The sequence below is a fragment of the Leclercia sp. LSNIH1 genome (assembly GCF_002902985.1).
In the GTDB taxonomy this organism is placed as follows: Bacteria; Pseudomonadota; Gammaproteobacteria; order Enterobacterales; family Enterobacteriaceae; genus Enterobacter.
In genome coordinates, this window is the sequence record NZ_CP026167.1 from 3,852,109 (window position 1) to 3,872,138 (window position 20,030).

Genomic DNA, 20,030 nt, shown 5'->3' on the forward strand with positions numbered 1-20,030 from the left:
ACTCCTCGTTAAATACGTATTGCCTGTCCGGCACTGATTTTCGCCAGCATCTGCTGACTAACCTGACTAAGATCGACCACTTCGCTGACGCCAACCATATTGATGGCCTCGCGCGGCATGCCGAACACCACACAACTTGCTTCATTCTGCGCGATGGTCCAGGCGCCAGCCTGGTGCATCGCCAGCATTCCGGCGGCGCCATCGTTGCCCATCCCCGTCAGGATCACCCCAACGGCGTTGCGCCCCGCGTGTTTCGCCACCGAATGAAACAGCACATCCACCGACGGACGGTGCCGGTTAACCGGCGGCCCGTCATGAATTTTGATTTGATAGTTAGCGCCGCTGCGCGCCAGCTCCATATGCTTGTCGCCCGGGGCGATATAGGCATGCCCCGGCAGAACGCGTTCGCCATCCTCCGCCTCTTTCACGCTAATCTGACACAGCTTGTTCAGACGCTCCGCAAACGAGCGGGTAAAGCCTGGCGGCATATGTTGAGTGATCAGAATACCTGGGCTTGAAAGCGGCAATGGCTGGAGTACATGACGAATTGCCTCTGTTCCGCCGGTAGAGGCGCCGATAACCAGCAGCTTTTCCGAGCTCAGCAGCGGACCGGCTTTCAGGGTGGCCGGGGCCGCCAGCGGCTTATGCGTAGCAACCCGCGCCCTTGCCGCGGTACGAATTTTTTCCGCGATCATCTCGCTGTACGCCAGCATCCCCTCGCGAATGCCAAGCTGCGGTTTGGTGACGAAATCCACCGCCCCCAGCTCCAGCGCCCGCAGGGTAATTTCGGACCCTTTTCCGGTCAGTGAAGAGACCATCACCACCGGCATCGGCCGCAGACGCATTAACTTTTCGAGGAAGTCGATGCCGTCCATGCGCGGCATTTCGACATCCAGGGTCAGCACGTCGGGGTTATATTTTTTAATTAAATCCCGGGCTACCAACGGATCGGGGGCCGTCGCCACCATCTCCATGTCGCTGTGGCTGTTGATAATCTCAGTCATGATCTGGCGCATTAACGCTGAATCATCAACTGACAAGACCCTGATTTTACTCATGCTTTATCCTTACTCAGCGCATATACCGTCTGGCCACGCAGGCTAAACTCGCGCACAAGATTGCTGAAGTTCTCCGAGTGCCCGGCAAACAGTAAACCGTCAGGTTTGAGCAACGGAACAAAGCGGCGCAGGATCTCCTGCTGCGTCGTTTTGTCGAAATAGATCATCACGTTACGACAGAAAATGGCGTCAAAAGGCCCCGCCACGTTGTACTGCTTCTCCAGCAGGTTGACCATGGAGAACTCCACCGCATTTGCCAGTTCGCTACGCACCCGCACCAGCCCTTCGTGCGGACCGGTGCCACGCATGAAGTAGCGCTGAAGCTGCTGGGGTGACAGCGTTTTTAGCTCCTCCTGGCGATAGATCCCGCTCTGTGCTTTTTGCAGCACCTCGGTATCTATATCGCTGGCGATCACCTTCCAGCGGCCCGGGGCGGTACCCAGCGTGTCGGCCAGGGTGATGGCGAGCGAGTAAGGCTCTTCCCCTGTCGACGCCGCCGCGCTCCAGACGCGATATTCGCCGCCGCTGCGGCGGCGGGCATGCTCCGCCAGCACCGGGAAGTGGTGTGCTTCCCGGAAAAAGGCGGTCAGGTTGGTGGTCAGGGAGTTGATAAACGCCTGCCATTCCGCGCTGTTTGGATTTGCTTCCAGCATCCCCAGATAGCGACCAAAATCATCCAGTCCGAGCGTGCGCAGGCGACGCACAAGGCGGTTGTAGACCATGTCCCGCTTGTGATCGGCCAGCACAATCCCCGCGCGCTGGTAGATTAATTGACATATCCGACGGAAATGCGCGTCGGACAGCGCGAGGCGCTGTGTCATCTGTAACAATAATGACGATTGCCCTGAGGGCAGTGGTGATGTCATAGCGCCTTCTTACTTAATCACGTTCAGGTTCCGACTGGTACGGCCTGCGACCGCCCGACTTCTGTAACTGTTTCAACACGTTCATTCACATTAAATACTGCCACCAGCGAGGTAAGGTGATCCGCCTGGCCGGCTAACTGATCGGTGGCTGCCGCGGCCTCTTCCACCAGCGCGGCGTTCTGCTGAGTCACCTGATCCATCTGACTTACCGCCTGCGCCACCTGCTCAATACCGCGGCGCTGTTCATCGGATGCGGAGGCGATTTCGCCCATAATGTCGTTAACCCGGGTGACCGAGCTGACGATCTCGGTCATGGTTTTCGCCGCCGTATCCACCAGCGCCGAACCCTGCTGAACGCGGGACACCGACTCTTCAATCAGCACCTTAATCTCTTTCGCCGCGTTGGCGCTGCGGCTCGCCAGGTTACGGACCTCGCCGGCCACCACCGCAAAGCCACGCCCTTGCTCACCCGCGCGGGCGGCTTCGACCGCGGCGTTCAGCGCCAGAATATTGGTCTGGAACGCGATGCCATCGATCACGCTGATGATGTCGCCAATCTTTTGCGAACTGGCGGCGATCTCATTCATGGTGTTCGCCACGTGGGATGCCTGATCGCCCCCCTTCTTCGCCGTCTGCGCCGCGCTCTTTGCCAGACCAGAGGCCTGGCGGGCGTTGTCGGCGTTCTGCCCGACGGTGGCGGTTAACTGCTCCATGCTGGCTGCCGTTTGCGCCAGCGATGCCGCCTGCTGCTCGGTGCGCGAAGAGAGATCGTTATTGCCCTCGGCAATTTCGGCGATCCCGGTGTGCATGGCGTAACTGCCCTGACGCACCTCCGATACCGTTTCACGCAGCGAGCCCTGCATCGCCTTCAGGCTGGCGAAAATGGCAGAAATTTCATTTTTGCCGTATACCGCCACCGGCCGCGCCAGATCGCCTTTGGCAATGCTGTCGAAATGGCTGCTGATAATTGCCAGCGGCTGGACAATCATCTTGCGCGACCAGAACAGCGCGGCGCTGGTCAGCAACACCGCCAGCACAATCATGGTGGCGAAAATCACGCCGGACATGTGGTAGCTGTTGCGGCTGTCATTCCCCGCCGCCTGCACAAAGTTATTGATCTCCTGCTGCCAGGCGTCGGTGCTGGCGTCAAATGCCGCCTGCGATTCCTGCACTGGTGCGGTCAGAAAATCTGACAGCTGGTTGTTCTCAAGCCACGTCGCCTGATGCTCCAGATCGCCATACCACTGGCTGAACGCACCCTGCATCGCTTTTTTCAGCTCTGCGTCCTTGGCGCTAATCGCCGCCTGGCCGCTAAAGGTTTTGAACAGGCCATCAGCCTGCTTCAGGCTACCGCGTGCGGTCACCATCAGCGCCTTAATGTCATCGGGCGGATAGCTCAGGGCGGTTAAGGTGCCCGCTTTATTCAGCGCCGTGCTGGCCTGCAACAAGACTGCCCGACTCTGGGTAAGCAGCTCACGCTGCTGATTACTGCCCTGCATCTCCTGTAAATTTTGATAACCATCGCGAAAAGCCCAAAATGACAAGCCGTTACTGCCAACCTGCAACACCCCACAGAGAATCAAAATCAAAAACAGGGTGGTCGAGATACGAATACGATTTAACATCCACGCTCCCATTTAGCGGCCAGCAGCCGCGATTTAACGTACAATCAAAATGTTTCCCAATTCTCATCTTTCCCGGTTGCCACTGCGCGTACGTAAGCCGGTGCGTTAACCGGCGCGGCCGGTTGCGGGCTGACGCGCGATGAAACCGTGCTTGCAGGTCCAGAGTTAAGACGAAACGCCGAGACGGCCATCTTCAGACGGCTCGCCTGCTCTTCCAGTTGCGCCGCAGCGGCTGCGGACTCCTGAACCAGCGAGGCGTTTTGTTGTGTGACGCGATCCATTTCCGATACCGCCAGGGCCACCTGGTCGATACCACGGCTCTGCTCATCGGAAGCGGAGGCAATTTCCCCCATAATGTCCGTGACGCGGGTAACGGCATTCACGATGTCATTCATGGTTTCGCCCGCGCTCTCCACCAGCACTGAGCCGGTGTCGACGCGCGCGACAGAGTCTTCAATCAGAGCTTTGATCTCTTTCGCCGCGTTGGCGCTGCGGCTGGCAAGGTTACGCACTTCACCGGCGACCACCGCAAAGCCGCGCCCCTGCTCACCGGCACGCGCCGCTTCTACCGCGGCGTTCAGCGCCAGGATATTGGTCTGGAAGGCGATACCGTCGATCACGCTGATAATGTCGGCGATCTTCTTCGAGCTCCCGGCGATGTCGTGCATGGTTTTCACCACGCCATCCACCACCTTGCCGCCGCGCTGTGCGGTTTCAGAGGCGCTGTTCGCCAGCTGTGAGGCCTGGCGGGCGTTATCCGCATTCTGTTTCACGGTGGCGGTGAGCTGCTCCATGCTGGCCGCGGTCTCTTCCAGCGCCGACGCCTGTTGCTCGGTACGGGAGGAGAGGTCGTTGTTACCCATTGCGATTTCGCTGGTGCCGGTGTAGATGGCCTCCGAGCCCTGACGCACGTTCGCCACCGTCTCGCTCAGCGAGCGCTGCATGTGGTCAACGCTGATGGCCAGCTGGGTGATTTCGCTGCGCCCGGTGATGGTCAGGGACTGGGTCAGATCGCCGCTGGCAATGTGACGGATATGGTCGATGACACGGTTTAACGGGTTAAGCAGGGTATGGCGAATGCCGTACCAGACCCCCACCAGTACGATCGCCAGCGCCAGGGCCAGGATCCCCATCTGCCATTTGGCGAAGGTGTAATCCTTCACGCTGGCATTAAACGCCGCCTGGTTACGCGCGTCGGACGCGGAAACGTAATCCCGCAGAGCGGTCCCCAGCGCGTTCTGTTTTGACTGGGTTGCCTGGGCGAAATAGGCCTCCATGTTGCCGTTATCAAGGAACTGGATCAGTTCAGTGAGCGCCGCTGCATAGTCCCGGTATGCCTCATTGATGGTCTGGCTCACCTGCTCCATCGAAGGCTGTGGAGGGATGGCGCTGTAAGCTTTGAAGTGTTTATCCGCTTCCGCCAGCGTAGTGCGGGCGCTGTTCATCAGTTCCGTTTGCGGCTTAGCGGGATCGGTCACCATACGTGCGGAGGCGCGGCTCAGGTTGATGCGCGTTTGCAGCAGGTAATCCCAGGTGGAGGTGATTTCACTTTGTTGAACCCGGAACGCGTTAGAAACCGCGAAACTGTCCTGGTTGGCTTTAATGGAAGAGAAAAAGAGACTGCCGGAAACGAGCTGCAGCAGAGCGAAGACAGCCAGCACCAACATCAGCATTGTCACAACGCGCATACGGTTCAACATACAACACCTTCTCATTGTTTTGTTCTCGGTGTTATCGGCACAACTGAGAGGAACTTTACATTTGCGAAAGGGAAAAGCGCGGTTCAGAACGCGACGTCTACCACGAGGGTATCGCTGTAGTTGCCGGCAGGGGGCGTGGTCTGGTTGGGGAGGATGCGGGCAGTGTAGTTATAGGTGCGCAGCAGGCCGTCGGTACTCACCTGGGATGAGGCTCCGCTCGACCAGCGCTCGGTGCCGCTTACGCCCCAGCGGTTGGCGGTGGCCTCTTTATAGATCTCATAGCTCATGCGGTTGTTGCCGCTGGCCATGCGCCGGACATTATTCAGGGCGTTGAGGCCGTTATTGATGCCGATGGTATAGGCGCTGCCCTTGGTGCAGGTGACGGCGATGGACTGGGAGATGGTAGGGAAATTCTGTACCAGCGGCGCGCTGTTAAAGTTGATGTTCGGAGTGGTCATGGCGCTGCAATCATTGGTGACGTTCATATTGAGGGTGATGCTGGTCACCGCCGTACCGGTCTGGGGGGTCAGGCAGAGCCCCACGGCCCCTACCTGGCAGACGTTGTAATTAACGCTGAAGTTAAGCGTCACCTGATAGGGCCCGGCGCTGACGTTCTGCCCGGCGACGGTGCGGAAATAGAGCGGAATATTGTACTGCCTGGAACCCAGCAGCCCCAGCAGCGTGCTACCGCTCCAGGTGTAGGAGCGGGCGATCTGCACTTCGCTGGTGCCGGTGCAGCCCGACGCACCGCACAGTCGGGTGGGAATAACATCGGTGATGGTGGCGTTATCGGTGCGTTTCAGGGTGGCGCGGCTGGCGGCGCTGACGGTGGCGCCGGTGTAGTTGAGGGTAATGGAGTCGTTGGTCAGCAGGTTTAGCACCGCATCGCAGCTTACCACCAGGGTGCCGGTGGTCTGTACCTCGTTGCCCCCACTCAGGGCGAAAGAGGTCACGCTGCCAAAGCTGGCGTTGACGGTACTGACGGTACAGGCCCCCCAGCCGGTACCGGAGACCAACAGCAGCAGTAACAGCAGCAGGCGCCTCATGGTGCCAGCCTGCAGGTCAGCGGGCCGTAAGTTTGCAGCTTATGGTCCGGGTTAGGGGCAAGGGTCAGGGTCACCTGGCAATATTTGCCCTCCGGGGTGCGCACCTCCAGTGGGTTAACGTCATTCAGGTTCTCCAGCCAGGCGATGCCATCATAGCCCACGGTGGCCGGGGCGCGTGAGGCGCGTCGCACCTGGCTGCCGAGCGGAATATCCTGGCCCTCGCCGTCGTGCAGGATCACGCTGGCCACCCGCTCCTCCTCCATCGGGAAATCCACCAGATACCCGCTGTTGCGGCGCAGCGCCACCCGCCGCTCGGTCTCTTTTAGCCGGGTATCGGCGGGCAGGTTCAGGGTGTTGATGCTGTAGCTCGCCGGATAGTAGGCGGATACGCCGCTCACCAGCAGGTAGCCATTTTGGTTGGTTTTTCCCACCGGCTGGTTTTCGTAGCTTACCGGCACGTCGGGCTTGCCGTCGGTGCTGATGACCACGAAGGCGTCGTTGATCTTATTGGCGGCAAAGAGTTCGCCGTCCATCAGCACCAGCGAGCCCAGCGCCTCGCCCCACCAGGTCATCATGTCGCGCTCGCCGTAGGTGCCGCCCTGCACTTCAATATTGTTGTTACGCCAGCCCAGCGAGGCCTGCTGGTAGCTGCGGGATCGGGACTGGTTCGCCAGGGCCATGTTCCAGCTAAAGCCGCCGTCGGTGGGCATGGCGTGGTTGTAGTTAATGCGCTGGGTGCTGCCCGCGTCCGGGGTGTTTTCCAGGGTGACGGCGGCGCTGTCGCGTTCGCCGAGCGGAATTTGCAGCGACAGGGCGACCGTCCAGTCGCCCCGCTGCTGGTCCCGGCTGGCGGCAAGATAGATACTGCTGCTGCGCCACAGGTTGCGGCTCCAGGAGAGGTTGAGCAGCTCGGTTTTCTCGCTGTCGAAACTCTCCACCCCAATCCAGGCGGCGCCGATATTGCCATAATCACCCAGATTAAGGCTCAGGGAGTACTGGTCCGTATTGCGGCTAAGGCTGGCGATGGGCTGGTTGAATTCGTCGTATACCGTCGGCTGGTCGTAGAGGGCCAGGTTGCCAAAGCCGCGATCCCGGCGGCTGTGCTGGGTAGCGATGCTGAATTCGCTGGTGCTGTACTGGTAGCCCCAGTTAACCTGCCCCCCCTCTTCACCATACATCCGGCTGCGGGTATATGCGGTATTGACCACGCCGAAACGCCCCATTTTTACCACCGTGCCCACACCGCCCAGCGCCAGCTCTTCGGCCCCTTCGCCATGTCCTTCGAGGGTCAGCCAGTCGGTCAGCCCATAGCGGTAAGAGCCGCTCCCCGCCGCCGGGCCGTAATCAAAGCTTTCAATACCGTAGTTGCGGCGCAGGCTGCCGAGGGTCACCGCCCCGTCGCTCAGCCCCGCCTTCAGCAGTTCGCTGGTGACGTAAAACGGCAGCGTGGTGCTCACCTGGCGGCCCAACGCATCGGTGGTGACCAGCACCGCATCTCCGGCGCCGTTGATATAGGGCAGATTGGTGAGGGTGAACGGCCCCGGCTGCAGGCGGGTGGAGCCGGCGCGATAGCCGTTAACGAACAGGTCTACCGAGGTGGGCACCGCCGCTTCCCCGGAGAACTCCGGCAGCGGCCAGGTGACCAGATCCGGGCGGAGGGAAAAGTCGCGGCCATAGCTGATGCCCCCCATGCGCACGCTGCTGCTCCAGCTGACGGCATCGCTGATGACATCCCCGGCGGTCCAGGTGGTGGCATTATCTTCATTGGTGACCAGCAGCGTGGTGTCGTAACGCACGTATCCCTCCTGCATGCCGCCGCCGGAGAAGTTTTTGCGCACAAAGCCGGTGGAGGAGAGAGAACCCCGCTCGTCAAAGTAGCGGAACTCATGCCAGAGCGAGGCTTGCCCGCCCGCATGATCGGTCTTGCTGGTATAGAAGTCATAGTTGAGCAGCGCCCCTCTGCCGTAGTGGGGAGTGCTCTGGGTCAGCTCGCCGCCAAAAGGGGTGACCCGGGCGGAGATCCACTCCCGGGGCACGCTCAACAGCAGGCGCTGCCCGGCGCTGTCATACTCGCTGCGCACGCCGGCGAGGGTCGTCAGATTGACCTCCCCCGGCGGGACATTTTCCGGCGGCAGGCCTGCGCGCAGCAGGTCAGCGCTGGAGACCAGATAATCGCCGTTGCGCCGGGTGACAGGCACCACCAGCCCGGTATCGTAGTGGTTGACGATCAGCGCCAGCTGAAAGACCGCTTCGTCGTTCAGGGACTGGGGCGCGGGCGGCGGCGGTAGCGCATCGTCGCCGGTGTTGGCCCAGCCTGCCGTGGAGACGCAAAGCAGGATCATCATCGTGGGTTTCAGTTGACGGGGGCCGACTGCCATTCGGTATCCCTGGCATTAATTTGCGCACTCATCTGGCCCGGCTGGGTGATGCCTGAGGGGAGAGGCCAGCTGCGTTCACTGCCCGGCAGAACATACCCCAGCAGACCGTCCGCCATGGTCCTTTTCTGTCCGCCCTGAGTCAGGGAGACCTGACTGAGCCGAACGTGGACATCACCCCGGTTACGTACCTGCAGCGCGGGCTGGCCGTTTTCGCGGATAACCCGCCAGCTCAGGTTGCGCGGCTCGGCAAGGGCATGATGTTCCCCCTCTTTGATGGTTTCGATCCCCTGGCCGTAAACAAACAGCGGAATGGAGTAGCGCATCTGCAGCTTAAGGCCGATCTGCGGCGTGGCGTTGTCCTGAGGCTGGGGAATTTCGTCGACGATGATGCGGTAGGCCTGCTCAATCCCCATCGGCACCCCGCCCTGTTTAATCAGGCGAATAAGCTGCTTGCTGCCTTTGGCAATAGTGACAATCGGCGGGCTGGCTACCACCTCCTGCTGGGCGGTGTAGCGTTCAAGGCCGCTCTCCTGGCGCCAGCGCACAATGCGCACCTGCATGGTGGTGGCGCTGTTGCCCTGGTTCTGCACCCACAGCTCGGTCGCTTTGGTATCGGCCGATAGCCAGGGATCGATGGGCCACAGCAGAATGGATGCCGCGCCTTGGGCGGCGTGCGCCGTTATCCCCAGCGCCACCAGCAGCGCCAGCGGGCCGCTTGCAAATGCCTTCATGGTCGTTCTCCCTGTATCACCAGGACAAGGTCACGGTGAGTTGATCTGAATAGTTCCCGGCCGGGCTAAAGCCCGTCAGAAGCGCCACGCCAAACAGCGGCAGGGCGATGTTATTGCTATTGGTATAAGTTACGGGTATGGCCTGGTTAACGCCGATTTCGCTGTTTGCCCCCAGCGAACTGCTGCTGTAGAGCCGGTAGGCGACCCGTTGGGTGCCGCCGGCGCGCTGCATATTGCGCACCGAGGCGTAATACTGTCCGCCATCGATGCTCATGCTCAGCGCCACCCCCGGCGTGCAGGCGATACTCAGCGAACCATTAGGCACAAAGCTGGTGCTGACCTGACCGCTCTGCACCCCGCTGTAGCTGCCAAAATTGAGCGCCCCCAGGACTCCGCCGGTGCCGGAAATCACCGAGCAGCCGGGAGTAATGGTGGCATTCACCTGAAACGACTGGCTGGTCACCGCCCGGGCACTGGTCGTCGTCAGCATCAGGGCGACCAGGCAAAAAATGGCATGCAGCCTCCCCTCACTCCACGACAGGAGTGATATGGTCATGCGCTTCATCAATCGCGCGGCTAGTAAGTGACGCTGACGTTTATGGTGTCGGTGTAGGTGCCAGGGACCACGGTGACGCTGTTGCCGCCGCCGGTAATACGGCCATAGAGCGTGTAGCTATTAACCCCGCCTGCGGTAGAGGCCACCGGGATCGGCGCGTTATTGGCGATCACGTTGTTAAAGCTGCTGTCGCTGAACAGGCTATATGCCACACCCTGAGCGGTATTCGCGGTGTTGACCAGATAGCGCGCTGGCGTGCCGGGCGTACCCACAACCGTTCCCGGCGCGGTGGAATTGGTATTGCCGGTAATGGCGACCGTGTAGCTGTCGGTGGTGCACTGGATGGTAAAGGTATTGCCCCCATTGGCTCCGGTGAGCTGGGTGGTGAGCGTGGAGAAGGTTGCCGGATGGGTACCGAAATCGAGGGTACCGAAGTTAATGCCGTTCTGGTTTGGCGATCCGTTGATCAGGCAGCCGTTGGTCAAGGTCAGGGTTGCGCCGATGGTCCCGCTGCTGGTTACCGCCTGTGCCGGAACTGCCGCCATCGCCAGGGCCGATCCCGCCAATAACACCAAAATTTTTCTGTTCATTTTCCACCCTCCAGAAAATGTCGCCGTCGTTATCCTCTATTTTTGATAACGCTCAAATTGTTAGCACCCATTACTATTGTTAATAGGTGGTTAAAATCAATTTAGATTAAGGCACCGCGAACAACCACTTTAGCCAGACGGCTAAGACAAACGGCGTATTGACAAAAATTATCTTTTAATAACAACAGGATAAATTTTTAAAACACCTGAATATCGAAGCCAGGCGAGATAAAAAATAGGAATAATGTGATACAGATCACAATATATCTTCTTGTTTTCATTGGTTATTTTAATAGCGGTTAAATAAGAGTTAAGCCAGAGACACGATTACCTGAATTCGGGTGATGAATATATTCACAATTTGAATAAATAACGGGCAGAAATAAGAACAGGTCGGTACATAACGGGAGAAATAAATAAGGGGACCAGCATGGTCCCCTTGAAGTGTTGTCCTGGCCGCCGCAGCGGTGATGGCGTCAGGCTACGTGGCTTGCCGCCACGTCCAGCAGCGCCATCTCATCACTGTTCAGCAGCTTCTCGATATTCACCAGAATCAGCATACGGTCACCGAGCGCCCCCAGACCGGTCAGGTATTCGGTGGACAGCGTAACCGCGAATTCCGGCGCCGGGCGGATCTGCTCGGCGGTCAGGGAAAGGACATCGGAAACCCCATCAACCACAATCCCGACCACGCGCTGGCCCAGATTGAGCACGATCACGACCGTATTGTCATCATACTCGACATCGCCCTGGCTGAACTTCACGCGCAGGTCGACGATTGGCACGATAACGCCACGCAGGTTGGTCACGCCTTTAATGAAATCTGGCGTGTTGGCGATGCGGGTCACCTGATCATAGCCACGGATCTCCTGCACCTTCAGAATATCGATACCGTACTCTTCGTCACCTAAGGTGAAAACCAGGAATTCCTGCCCTGATGGCTCGCCGGCCAGCTTGGTTACATTACTCATACCGGTCATTTTTTTACCTTCTTAACTGAATCAGGCGGCTGTGTGCGCCATACGTTGTTCACGATTTAATCCCTGAAGCGCCGAAACATCGACGATCAGCGCCACGCTGCCATCGCCGAGGATGGTGGCGGCTGAAATGCCAGGTACTTTGCGGTAGTTGCTCTCGAGGTTCTTCACCACCACCTGATGCTGACCAATCAGCTGATCGACCAGCAGAGCGTAACGGCGGCCTGCGCTTTGCAGAATAACCACAATCCCCTGCGTGGCTTCGGTTTTGGCGCCGTCCACGTCGAACACTTTCCACAGTTCCACCAGCGGCAGGTATTCGCCACGCACTTCCAGCACGCGCTCACCGCCTGCCAGCGGGTGCAGATCTTCTTCACGCGGCTGCAGCGATTCCATCACCGCGTTCAGCGGCAGGATGAACACTTCGTCCGCCACTTTGACCGACATGCCGTCGAGGATCGCCAGCGTCAGCGGCAGCAGAATGCGGATAGTGGTGCCTGAGCCCTGCTTCGACTTGATCTCAACGTGGCCGCCCATCTCCTGGATGTTGCGTTTCACCACGTCCATACCCACGCCGCGCCCGGAGACGTCTGTCACCTGCTCCGCGGTGGAGAAGCCTGGGGCGAAGATCAGCATACCCACCTCTTCGTCGGTCATGTTTTCGCTGACCGCCATCCCCTGCGACATCGCTTTCGCCAGGATACGCTCGCGATTCAGGCCTGCGCCGTCATCGGTCACTTCGATGCAGATGTTCCCGCCCTGGTGTTCCGCAGACAAAATCAGGTTACCCACCGGGGATTTCCCTGCGGCAACACGGTTTTCCGGCAGTTCGATCCCGTGGTCAAGGCTGTTACGCACCAGGTGCGTTAACGGGTCGATAATGCGCTCAATAAGGCTCTTATCCAGCTCGGTGGAGCTGCCCATCAGCGTCAGTTCGATTTGCTTATTGAGCTTGCCCGCCAGGTCGCGCACCAGACGCGGGAAGCGGCTGAAGACGTATTCCATCGGCATCATACGGATGGACATCACCGATTCCTGCAGATCGCGGGCGTTACGTTGTAACTGGCCCATGCTGGTGATGAGATCGCCATGGTTGACCGGGTCCAGCTCGTTGGAGCGCTGGGCCAGCATCGACTGGGTGATCACCAGTTCGCCCACCAGGTTAATCAGCTGATCCACTTTTTCCACAGCGACACGAATACTGGTCGATTCGCTGGAGCGGGCGGCCGGTTTTTCACGCTCGCCGCGGTTTGGCGCAGCGGATTCGCCCGGAACGGCTTTCAGCGCAGGCGCGGCAGGTGCCACGGCCGGTACCGCCGGTGCAGCCGCGACTTCGGCCACTTCCGCCGTTTCTGCAGCCGGTGCATCGGTCACGGCCTCAAAGTCAATCTGCTCAGGTTCAATGACAAAACAGAGCACGGCGATCACGTCATCTTTGCTGATGCCGCCATCAAGGTTAGCTGCCAGCGTGTCCTTGCCCTTCACCACGTTGCTCAGGGTGGCGAGATTGCTCAGCTCTTCTTCCAGAAGGTTAACTTCGCTCTCTTTCAGGCCGGACAGCACCACGCGCAGACGGTTGTCAGCGGCAGGCGCGGCCGCCGGAGCGGGCTCAACAACGCTCAGTTTTGCCGGGCTGACGGCAACGGCTGCCGTCTCGCCTTTGGCTTCCAGCGCTAACTGACGCAGCGCGTTGCAGATATATTCAAAGCTGGCAGCGTCCGGCTCTTCCGAGCTTTTATAGGCATCGAGCTGTTCCTGCATAATGTCTTTCGTTTCCAAAAACAGGTTAATAATGTCGGTATTGAGCTGCATCTCACCGCGTCGGGCCTCATCGAGCAGGTTCTCCATCAGATGAGTGGTTTCCTGCAAAATGGTAAAGCCAAACGTACCGGCGCCTCCTTTAATGGAGTGAGCTGCGCGAAATATGGCATTGAGCTGCTCTGAATCCGGCGCCTCGGGCACCAGATCCAGCAGGTGTTGCTCCATATCCGCCAACAACTCGTCGGCTTCATCAAAAAACGTCTGGTAAAAATCGCTAATATCCATGCTCACGCTATCACCTCGGATTGGCTGGTGGCGATGTTGGAACGGCAGCCGAAGGCGCAGGGCCTGGCTGTTTTAAATCATCCAGTGACTCATTCTGACTTTCGGCATTTTCGTGCAGGATGGCCTGCTCTGCCTGTTTGTTGAGCACTAAGAGACTAATACGGCGGTTGATGGCGTCGTCCGGGCCGCGGTCGGTCACGCGCATGGTAGCGGCCATGCCGACGACGCGCAGCACTTTGCCATCGTCCAGCCCGCCGATCACCAGCTCACGACGGGATGCGTTTGCACGATCTGCCGAGAGCTCCCAGTTGCTGTACCCTTTTTCGCCACCGGCGTAAGGGAAGTCATCGGTGTGACCGGAAAGACTGATTCGGTTAGGGATCCCGTTCAGCACTGGCGCAATGGCGCGCAGGATGTCGCGCATATAGGGCTCCACATCGGCGCTGCCGGTTTTAAACATGGGACGGTTCTGGCTGTCGATAATCTGAATGCGCAGCCCCTCCTGAACGAGATCGATCTTCAGGTGCGGACGCAGGGCGCGCAGCTTCGGATCCGCTTCGATCAGCTGATCCAGATCGCCGCGCAGTTTTTTCAGGCGGCTCTGCTCCATGCGTCTTTTCAGCTCGTCGATGTTCGGCTCGCGCTTCACCTCACCCTGCTTTTGCGTGTAGTCATCTCCACCGCCCGGGATCGGGCTGTCGCTGTTGGAGATACGCGGCCCCCCCGACACCGCCGTTGCCAGCGGGGTACGGAAATACTCTGCGATCTGAATCAGCTCTTTCGGGCTGGAGATAGAGATCAGCCACATCACCAGGAAAAACGCCATCATCGCGGTCATGAAATCGGCGTAGGCGATTTTCCACGAGCCACCATGATGGCCTCCATGCCCTTTATGCTTGCGCTTTTTGACTATGACGATGGGATGGGACTGGTTTTTCATGCGTCCTCAGTGCTCGTCTGCTGGTTTGGGTTCTTCACAGCGCGCACGTGCTCTTCAAGCTCAATAAACGACGGACGCTCGCTGGAGTACAGGGTTTTACGGCCAAACTCTACCGCGATCGGCGGGGCATAACCGTTAAGATTCGAGAGCAGCGTTATTTTGACGCACTGCATCATTTTGGTGGTTTCAGCGCTCTTCTGACGCAATACGGTCGCCAGCGGAGAGATAAATCCGTACGCCAGCAGGATGCCGAGGAAGGTTCCCACCATGGCGTGCGCGATCAAGGCGCCCAGTTCAGCCGCCGGACGATCCGCCGAGGCCAGGGCGTGAACGACCCCCATGACCGCCGCAACGATACCGAACGCAGGCAGGGAGTCACCCACCATCGCCAGGCTGTTGGCCGGGACTTCAGCTTCGCTTTCATGCGTCTCAATCTCTTCATCCATCAACGCTTCGATTTCGAAGGTGTTCATGTTGCCGCTGATGATCAGACGCAGATAGTCGACGATAAACTCAAGCATCATCTTATCGGCGATAATGCGCGGGTAGCTGGCAAAGATCTCGCTCTCTTTCGGATTCTCAATATCGCGCTCCAGGGAGAACATCCCCTGTTGACGCGACTTGGCCATCAGGCGATAGAGCAGCGCCAGAAGGTCCATATACATACTTTTGGTGTATTTCGAACGACGGAACAGTAACGGCAACGCTTTTAACGTTCCCTTGATCGCCTTGCCGTTGTTGCCAACGATAAACGCCCCCACCCCTGCACCACCGATAATAATCAGTTCGGCCGGTTGATAGAGTGCCCCAAGGTGCCCGCCGGTCATCATGTAACCGCCGAAAACTGTACCGAGAACTACCAGGTAACCTAATACGATAAGCACGACATCATCCTTCCGCTAGTGACTGTAGCCAGGATGCGCAGGTCGGGGTTTATCCTTCTGCGGGGCAAAAAAAAGCAGCGGTAATCTCTACCGCTGCTGGATCCTTGCCCACACGTTCGGGTTAAACAGCCTGTTCGATCTGTTCATCCAGCAGTTGTGGATTACTATCGGCAGCATCCCGGGAAAGTTTACGTCTTTTTACCGCACGAGACGGTGGTTGGCACAAACTGCAGGCGAAGCTGCCCGCGGGCTGATGTGCATGGGTGATAAAGTTGCCGCTGCAGCAGTTGCAGCGGGAGAGTTCCAGCAATCCGCTCTCAACAAAACGCACCAATGTCCATGCGCGGGTCAGGGCCAGCAAAGGGCCTTCTTCAGGCTGCGGGCACTGCTCGAGGTAAAGTTTGTACGCTTTAATGACCGCATCAACGCCGCTGCATAAGCCGGTCTTGAGCAGGTACTGCCAGGCATTACAGAACATGGAAGCATGAATATTCTGCTCCCAGGTCATAAACCAGTCGGTAGAGAATGGCAGCATCCCTTTTGGGGGTGGGCTGCCACGTAATTCTTTATACAACTTGATAAGACGGCCACGGCTCAGCTGGGTTTCGCTTTCCAGCATTTGCAAACGAGCACCTAGCGTAATCAGTTCCATGGCCAGTTGAATATCACGCGCTTCCTGAACAATGCTCTTCTCACTCATTTTTAGGCCCTTTTCTTACGGGCTACGTCATCAGGCTGGCTGATTTCGTTAAGCAAACGGGTAGAAAGCAGAATACCGGTGTGAACCTGTTGCAGATCATCCACGCGGGATTCCTGCGTCAGCTGCGTGACGGTCTGGTGATTATCAAAGCGGAACTGGCAAACCAGTTGGTTTGTCTCGGCCAGTTTCACCATCTGCGGCAACGTTAAACCGCCAAGCGTGGTGGCCATTTCTTCCTGAATACCCAGACGAAACATTGCAGAGGCTTTATCCTGGCTAATCAAACGTTGTGCAAGTAATAAATATGACAGGTTGATGTCATAGATGTGTTTTAGCAATTCGGATGTGTTCATTTATTCCTTCCCGAATAACACTTTAATTTCTTGTGCGGTCAACCCGCACCCCGTGATGTCGCCGGGAAAACCCCGGTAAAAAAAAGAAAAGGCTAAAACGCATAGTTGAATTAAGTTTTGTATCGATGAATCACGTTAAGAAAAACAAAATCTGTCTCTTACACATTTATCGCTTCTTACAATTAACTAAGACTTTTCCTAATTCGCGGCAACTTTACCCGTCCGATGTACCACATACAATGTGGCTTCACCTGAAATTTATAAAAAAATGTGACGCAGATCACATAATTTAAGTGAATTTTACCCAAAAATCCATCAGCACTCCTTCTAATTTGTTTGTTTTATGAGCGATTAAGCGCAGAATATATTCTTTCCGGGCGAATATTCATGCAGAAGTATGAACAAAGAGGGCATGTTAATTGCCTGTCGTTGTCATAGCGTAAACTGGCAACAAACCAGTCCATATCTATCACAGAGACACTTTGTTAATATGGTTTTAAAACAAGTGCTTACATGAAAAAGTGACAAAAGTTATTACCTGGCGTTATCATTTTTAGTTGAAGCATTTAGGTGGATTTTTTGCGATTACAGCGGGCTCAAAGCGCATGATTTACGTTTAGGAAGCGGATTTTTGCCCTTTCGTCCAGTCCCCCTGCAATTCATTGCATAAGAATAATTAATGAATAATTATGACAATTGTCACACTAATGCCATCTTTGGCTATTGCGCAAAAAAAGCATTCGCGCTAATGCTGAAGTATGTGCAATAACCACACAATGAAGGTGGGTAAAATGAGCTATTCCCATATCCTTGTTTCTGTTTCAGTTTCTCCTGAAAGTCATCAATTGATCGCCAAAGCGGTTGCTATCGCCAGGCCAACGCAGGCGCGTATTACGGTGGTCACGTTAATGGCCGAACCAGAGATGTATAATCAACTGGCAGCACCGATGCTGGAAGATATTCGTGGTGTTCTTCAGGAGGAAACCAGGCAATTTCTTGACGAGCTCATTGCCCGCGCAGAATATCCCATCGCGCAAACTTTGTGCGCGACAGGAGAATTAAGCGAGCAGATAAGTGATATATGTCAAAAGCAAAAGGTAGACCTGGTGATATGCGGAAATCACAACCACAGCTTTTTTTCACGCGCAGCATGTTCCGCTAAAACAATCGTCAGCAACAGTCAGGTTGATGTGCTTTTAATTCCACTCGGCGCAGAATAAAACGCCGAGTGGAATATAATCAGGCTAATTTAGGAAAGGTTGCGACCTTTTTTTGCAGATTGCTCTCCACGCTGCGGGGAGTGATCTGGTTCAGGTCCTCAATGAAGCGCGCCTGCCAGCGGTCTATGTCATTTTCGCGGATCACTTTCATCATGTCGGCATGACGTGAAATACGCTCCGTGAGGGGCATATTCAGCGCACGGTGCAGAGCATTGGCCACATCGTCCCGATCGTACGGGTTAACGATCAGCGCCGAGGTGAGCTCATTGGCAGCACCCGCAAATTGCGACAGCACCAGCACGCCCGGATCGGCCGGATCCTGCGCGGCGACATACTCCTTCGCCACCAGGTTCATCCCGTCACGCAGCGGCGTGACCAGGCCGACATCGGCATAGCGGAAGACCTTCATCAGGATCTTGCGTTCAAAATGCTGGTTGAGATAGAACAGCGGCGTCCAGCCCAACTGGCCGTAACGGCCGTTAATGCGACCGGCTTCGTTCTCAAGCTGATGTCGGATGTCCTGATAGGCCTGCACCTCGCCGCGCGAGGTCGGTGCGATTTGGGTATAGCGGATCTTACCGTGGTGCTCAGGATAATTCTCCAGCAGGGTCTCGTAAGCCTGGAAGCGTTCCGGCAGCCCTTTGGAGTAATCGAGACGCTCAACGGAAAAGATGTTTTTTACGTGCTTCAGCTCTTCTTTCAGCTGCGCCAGCTTAGGCGGTAGTGGCCCGGAGGCCTGCTCGATAATCTCGTCCGGCTCAATACCAATCGGATAGACCTCAGTGCGGAAGCGCTTGCCCCAGGCGGAGTGCGAGTCATCGTCATGCGCCGTCAGGCGCGTTTTGCTGGCCACGCTGTCAAGGAAGGCCAGGCGGTCATTTTCGGTCTGGAAGCCCAGCAAGTCGTAATCACAAAGCTCTTCAAGCAGCTCGTCGCTCGGCGGCAGCGCGTTGAAGATCTCCGGGGTCGGGAACGGAATATGCAGGAAGAAGCCAATCCGGTTGTTTACGCCGCGCTTGCGCAGCTCGCCGGCAAACGGCAGCAGATGATAATCGTGGATCCATAGCACGTCGTCCTGCTGGACTAACGGCAGCAGCTTATCGGCCAGCAGGCTATTGACCCGCGTGTACCCTTCCCAGGCCTCGCGCTTAAACTTTACCAGGTCGAGGCGATAGTGGAACGCAGGCCACAGCACGGCGTTGGAGAACTGGCTGTAATACTCATCGTAATTCTGTTCACTGAGATTAAATGAAGCCCAGGTGATATTCCCGCGCGTCACCTTTTTTAGCGGTTTGTCCTCATTACCAATCTCTCCACTCCAGCCAAACCAGAGCCCCCCCGTATTTTTTAACGCCCCCAGCACCCCAACAGCCAGTCCACCTGCGCTGGCTTTTTTATCATCCGGGGGAGCGATGCGATTAGAAACTACGATCAAGCGACCCATAAGGTTTTCTCCTGTTAATTTGCGCTATTTCTTGTTCTTGTTGATGGTTAGCGGCTTTAATTACCCATTGCCAGACATCAGGTACCGTAGCCAGCCGCCAGCTGGCTTTGGTCTCACCTGCGCCGACTTTCACTGATACCCCTTTAAGCTGATTCACCACTTCAAAGCCATGCTCATCGGTGAGGTCATCACCAAAGAAAACCGGCGTTCTGCCGAGGAAAGGCGCTTCATGCATAAAGGCTGAGATAGCCTCGCCTTTGTGGATCCCTCTCGGTTTGATTTCGACCACGCATTTACCAGGCTGGAGTGACAGCTGCGGATTGTCGTGCACGATCTGTTCCGCCAGGGCGAAAATATTCTTCTCATATTCCTGAGCCTGACGGTAGTGGATTGCAAATGCCATCCCTTTGGCTTCAAGTTCGGTGCCAGGCAGATATAAAAGCGCCGTTGTAAGCTGCGCATGCAGCGTCTGGATCAGATCCGGGGGAAGGGAAACGGATTGCGAATGACCATGGATGTCGCGGCGCTCCGCCCCGTGTACACCGGCAAGCGGGAAACGGTAGGGTCTGGCGAGCTGGTCCAGCTCGGCCATTGAACGCCCTGATATCAATGCCAGTGCCCCCTCATTCAGCTGTGCCAGCTGATTCAGTGCCTGTAATACTTCTGCGGGAACAACTACCTCATCGGGGTGTGGCTTGATGGTAGCAAGGGTCCCGTCGAGGTCGAAAAAGTACGCAAAGTTTTCTGATAGTAAAGGCGGTGAAGTTAACGTATCGGCCACCCTGATCCTCCTTACAGTTGGCGAGATGAAAAACGGCAAACATCTCAGTAGCCATGTAAGTATAGACAGTGTGACGGGGCTCGCCATTTGACATCCCCCTTCCCGCTGCGGCTGGGAAGGGGGGCTACACTTAAA

At 57.0% G+C, this 20,030-nt stretch carries 18 protein-coding genes; 1 reads left to right on the forward strand and 17 read right to left on the reverse strand.

The window, feature by feature from the left end; all coding sequences use genetic code 11:
* Nucleotides 1-8: 8 nt before the first annotated feature.
* The 15 genes from C2U54_RS19090 to flhD all read right to left on the reverse strand — a co-directional run bounded on the left by C2U54_RS19090 (nt 9) and on the right by flhD (nt 16,450).
* Complete coding sequence (locus tag C2U54_RS19090) at nt 9-1,058, reverse strand: protein-glutamate methylesterase/protein-glutamine glutaminase (RefSeq protein WP_103180083.1); 1,050 nt, start codon at nt 1,056-1,058, stop codon at nt 9-11.
* Entirely contained in the window at nt 1,055-1,924 is an 870-nt protein-coding gene (cheR, locus tag C2U54_RS19095) for a protein-glutamate O-methyltransferase CheR (RefSeq protein ID WP_103180084.1), read from the reverse strand. Before cheR ends, C2U54_RS19090 begins: the two co-directional genes overlap by 4 nt.
* Nucleotides 1,925-1,947: 23 nt before the next feature.
* A complete protein-coding gene (tap, locus tag C2U54_RS19100; RefSeq protein ID WP_103180085.1) occupies nt 1,948-3,549 on the reverse strand; it encodes a methyl-accepting chemotaxis protein IV in 1,602 nt (533 codons plus the stop codon).
* A 44-nt stretch (nt 3,550-3,593) separates the two neighbouring features.
* On the reverse strand, nt 3,594-5,249 hold the full coding sequence (tar, locus tag C2U54_RS19105) for a methyl-accepting chemotaxis protein II (RefSeq protein WP_103180086.1): 1,656 nt from the start codon (nt 5,247-5,249) through the stop codon (nt 3,594-3,596).
* 83 nt (nt 5,250-5,332) lie between these two features.
* The gene (locus C2U54_RS19110) at nt 5,333-6,295 is read right to left on the reverse strand and encodes a Csu type fimbrial protein (protein ID WP_103180087.1); all 963 of its coding nucleotides are present in this window, start codon (nt 6,293-6,295) and stop codon (nt 5,333-5,335) included.
* A complete protein-coding gene (locus C2U54_RS19115; protein WP_103180088.1) occupies nt 6,292-8,673 on the reverse strand; it encodes a fimbria/pilus outer membrane usher protein in 2,382 nt (793 codons plus the stop codon). Before C2U54_RS19115 ends, C2U54_RS19110 begins: the two co-directional genes overlap by 4 nt.
* Nucleotides 8,649-9,404 carry a fimbrial biogenesis chaperone gene (locus C2U54_RS19120; RefSeq protein ID WP_103180089.1) on the reverse strand — a complete coding sequence of 252 codons (756 nt, stop codon included), beginning with the start codon at nt 9,402-9,404 and terminating at the stop codon, nt 8,649-8,651. The genes C2U54_RS19115 and C2U54_RS19120 overlap by 25 nt, the downstream gene beginning before the upstream one ends.
* Before the next feature lie 16 nt (nt 9,405-9,420).
* On the reverse strand, nt 9,421-9,894 hold the full coding sequence (locus C2U54_RS19125) for a Csu type fimbrial protein (RefSeq protein WP_371816558.1): 474 nt from the start codon (nt 9,892-9,894) through the stop codon (nt 9,421-9,423).
* An 86-nt stretch (nt 9,895-9,980) separates the two neighbouring features.
* Entirely contained in the window at nt 9,981-10,550 is a 570-nt protein-coding gene (locus C2U54_RS19130; protein ID WP_103180091.1) for a Csu type fimbrial protein, read from the reverse strand.
* A gap of 476 nt (nt 10,551-11,026) precedes the next feature.
* A complete protein-coding gene (gene cheW, locus C2U54_RS19135; RefSeq protein WP_032611989.1) occupies nt 11,027-11,530 on the reverse strand; it encodes a chemotaxis protein CheW in 504 nt (167 codons plus the stop codon).
* Nucleotides 11,531-11,551: 21 nt separating this feature from the next.
* The gene (gene cheA, locus C2U54_RS19140; RefSeq protein WP_103180092.1) at nt 11,552-13,579 is read right to left on the reverse strand and encodes a chemotaxis protein CheA; all 2,028 of its coding nucleotides are present in this window, start codon (nt 13,577-13,579) and stop codon (nt 11,552-11,554) included.
* A gap of 4 nt (nt 13,580-13,583) precedes the next feature.
* Nucleotides 13,584-14,513, reverse strand: coding sequence for a flagellar motor protein MotB (motB, locus tag C2U54_RS19145; RefSeq protein ID WP_103180093.1), 930 nt, complete (start codon nt 14,511-14,513; stop codon nt 13,584-13,586).
* Complete coding sequence (gene motA / locus C2U54_RS19150) at nt 14,510-15,397, reverse strand: flagellar motor stator protein MotA (RefSeq protein ID WP_103180094.1); 888 nt, start codon at nt 15,395-15,397, stop codon at nt 14,510-14,512. Before motA ends, motB begins: the two co-directional genes overlap by 4 nt.
* A gap of 121 nt (nt 15,398-15,518) precedes the next feature.
* A complete protein-coding gene (flhC, locus tag C2U54_RS19155) occupies nt 15,519-16,097 on the reverse strand; it encodes a flagellar transcriptional regulator FlhC (protein ID WP_103180095.1) in 579 nt (192 codons plus the stop codon).
* A gap of 2 nt (nt 16,098-16,099) precedes the next feature.
* The gene (gene flhD / locus C2U54_RS19160; protein WP_103180096.1) at nt 16,100-16,450 is read right to left on the reverse strand and encodes a flagellar transcriptional regulator FlhD; all 351 of its coding nucleotides are present in this window, start codon (nt 16,448-16,450) and stop codon (nt 16,100-16,102) included.
* Between the two features lie 791 nt (nt 16,451-17,241).
* Between flhD and uspC the strand changes: the two genes are divergently transcribed.
* A complete protein-coding gene (uspC, locus tag C2U54_RS19165) occupies nt 17,242-17,670 on the forward strand; it encodes a universal stress protein UspC (RefSeq protein ID WP_103180097.1) in 429 nt (142 codons plus the stop codon).
* Between the two features lie 19 nt (nt 17,671-17,689).
* Here uspC and otsA read toward each other — a convergent pair whose 3' ends face one another.
* Complete coding sequence (gene otsA / locus C2U54_RS19170; protein ID WP_103180098.1) at nt 17,690-19,114, reverse strand: alpha,alpha-trehalose-phosphate synthase; 1,425 nt, start codon at nt 19,112-19,114, stop codon at nt 17,690-17,692.
* Nucleotides 19,089-19,895, reverse strand: a complete 807-nt coding sequence (gene otsB, locus C2U54_RS19175; protein ID WP_103180099.1) for a trehalose-phosphatase — start codon at nt 19,893-19,895, stop codon at nt 19,089-19,091. The genes otsA and otsB overlap by 26 nt, the downstream gene beginning before the upstream one ends.
* Nucleotides 19,896-20,030 lie beyond the last annotated feature (135 nt).

Excerpts from the sequence above, each read along its gene's own strand:
- C2U54_RS19090 (WP_103180083.1), bottom strand. The coding sequence starts at position 1,058 with ATGAGTAAAATCAGGGTCTTGTCAGTTGATGATTCAGCGTTAATGCGC.
- cheR (WP_103180084.1), bottom strand. The coding sequence starts at position 1,924 with ATGACATCACCACTGCCCTCAGGGCAATCGTCATTATTGTTACAGATG.
- tap (WP_103180085.1), bottom strand. The coding sequence starts at position 3,549 with ATGTTAAATCGTATTCGTATCTCGACCACCCTGTTTTTGATTTTGATT.
- tar (WP_103180086.1), bottom strand. The coding sequence starts at position 5,249 with ATGTTGAACCGTATGCGCGTTGTGACAATGCTGATGTTGGTGCTGGCT.
- C2U54_RS19110 (WP_103180087.1), bottom strand. The coding sequence starts at position 6,295 with ATGAGGCGCCTGCTGCTGTTACTGCTGCTGTTGGTCTCCGGTACCGGC.
- C2U54_RS19115 (WP_103180088.1), bottom strand. The coding sequence starts at position 8,673 with ATGGCAGTCGGCCCCCGTCAACTGAAACCCACGATGATGATCCTGCTT.
- C2U54_RS19120 (WP_103180089.1), bottom strand. The coding sequence starts at position 9,404 with ATGAAGGCATTTGCAAGCGGCCCGCTGGCGCTGCTGGTGGCGCTGGGG.
- C2U54_RS19125 (WP_371816558.1), bottom strand. The coding sequence starts at position 9,894 with ATGCTGACGACGACCAGTGCCCGGGCGGTGACCAGCCAGTCGTTTCAG.
- C2U54_RS19130 (WP_103180091.1), bottom strand. The coding sequence starts at position 10,550 with ATGAACAGAAAAATTTTGGTGTTATTGGCGGGATCGGCCCTGGCGATG.
- cheW (WP_032611989.1), bottom strand. The coding sequence starts at position 11,530 with ATGACCGGTATGAGTAATGTAACCAAGCTGGCCGGCGAGCCATCAGGG.
- motB (WP_103180093.1), bottom strand. The coding sequence starts at position 14,513 with ATGAAAAACCAGTCCCATCCCATCGTCATAGTCAAAAAGCGCAAGCAT.
- flhC (WP_103180095.1), bottom strand. The coding sequence starts at position 16,097 with ATGAGTGAGAAGAGCATTGTTCAGGAAGCGCGTGATATTCAACTGGCC.
- flhD (WP_103180096.1), bottom strand. The coding sequence starts at position 16,450 with ATGAACACATCCGAATTGCTAAAACACATCTATGACATCAACCTGTCA.
- uspC (WP_103180097.1), top strand. The coding sequence starts at position 17,242 with ATGAGCTATTCCCATATCCTTGTTTCTGTTTCAGTTTCTCCTGAAAGT.
- otsA (WP_103180098.1), bottom strand. The coding sequence starts at position 19,114 with ATGGGTCGCTTGATCGTAGTTTCTAATCGCATCGCTCCCCCGGATGAT.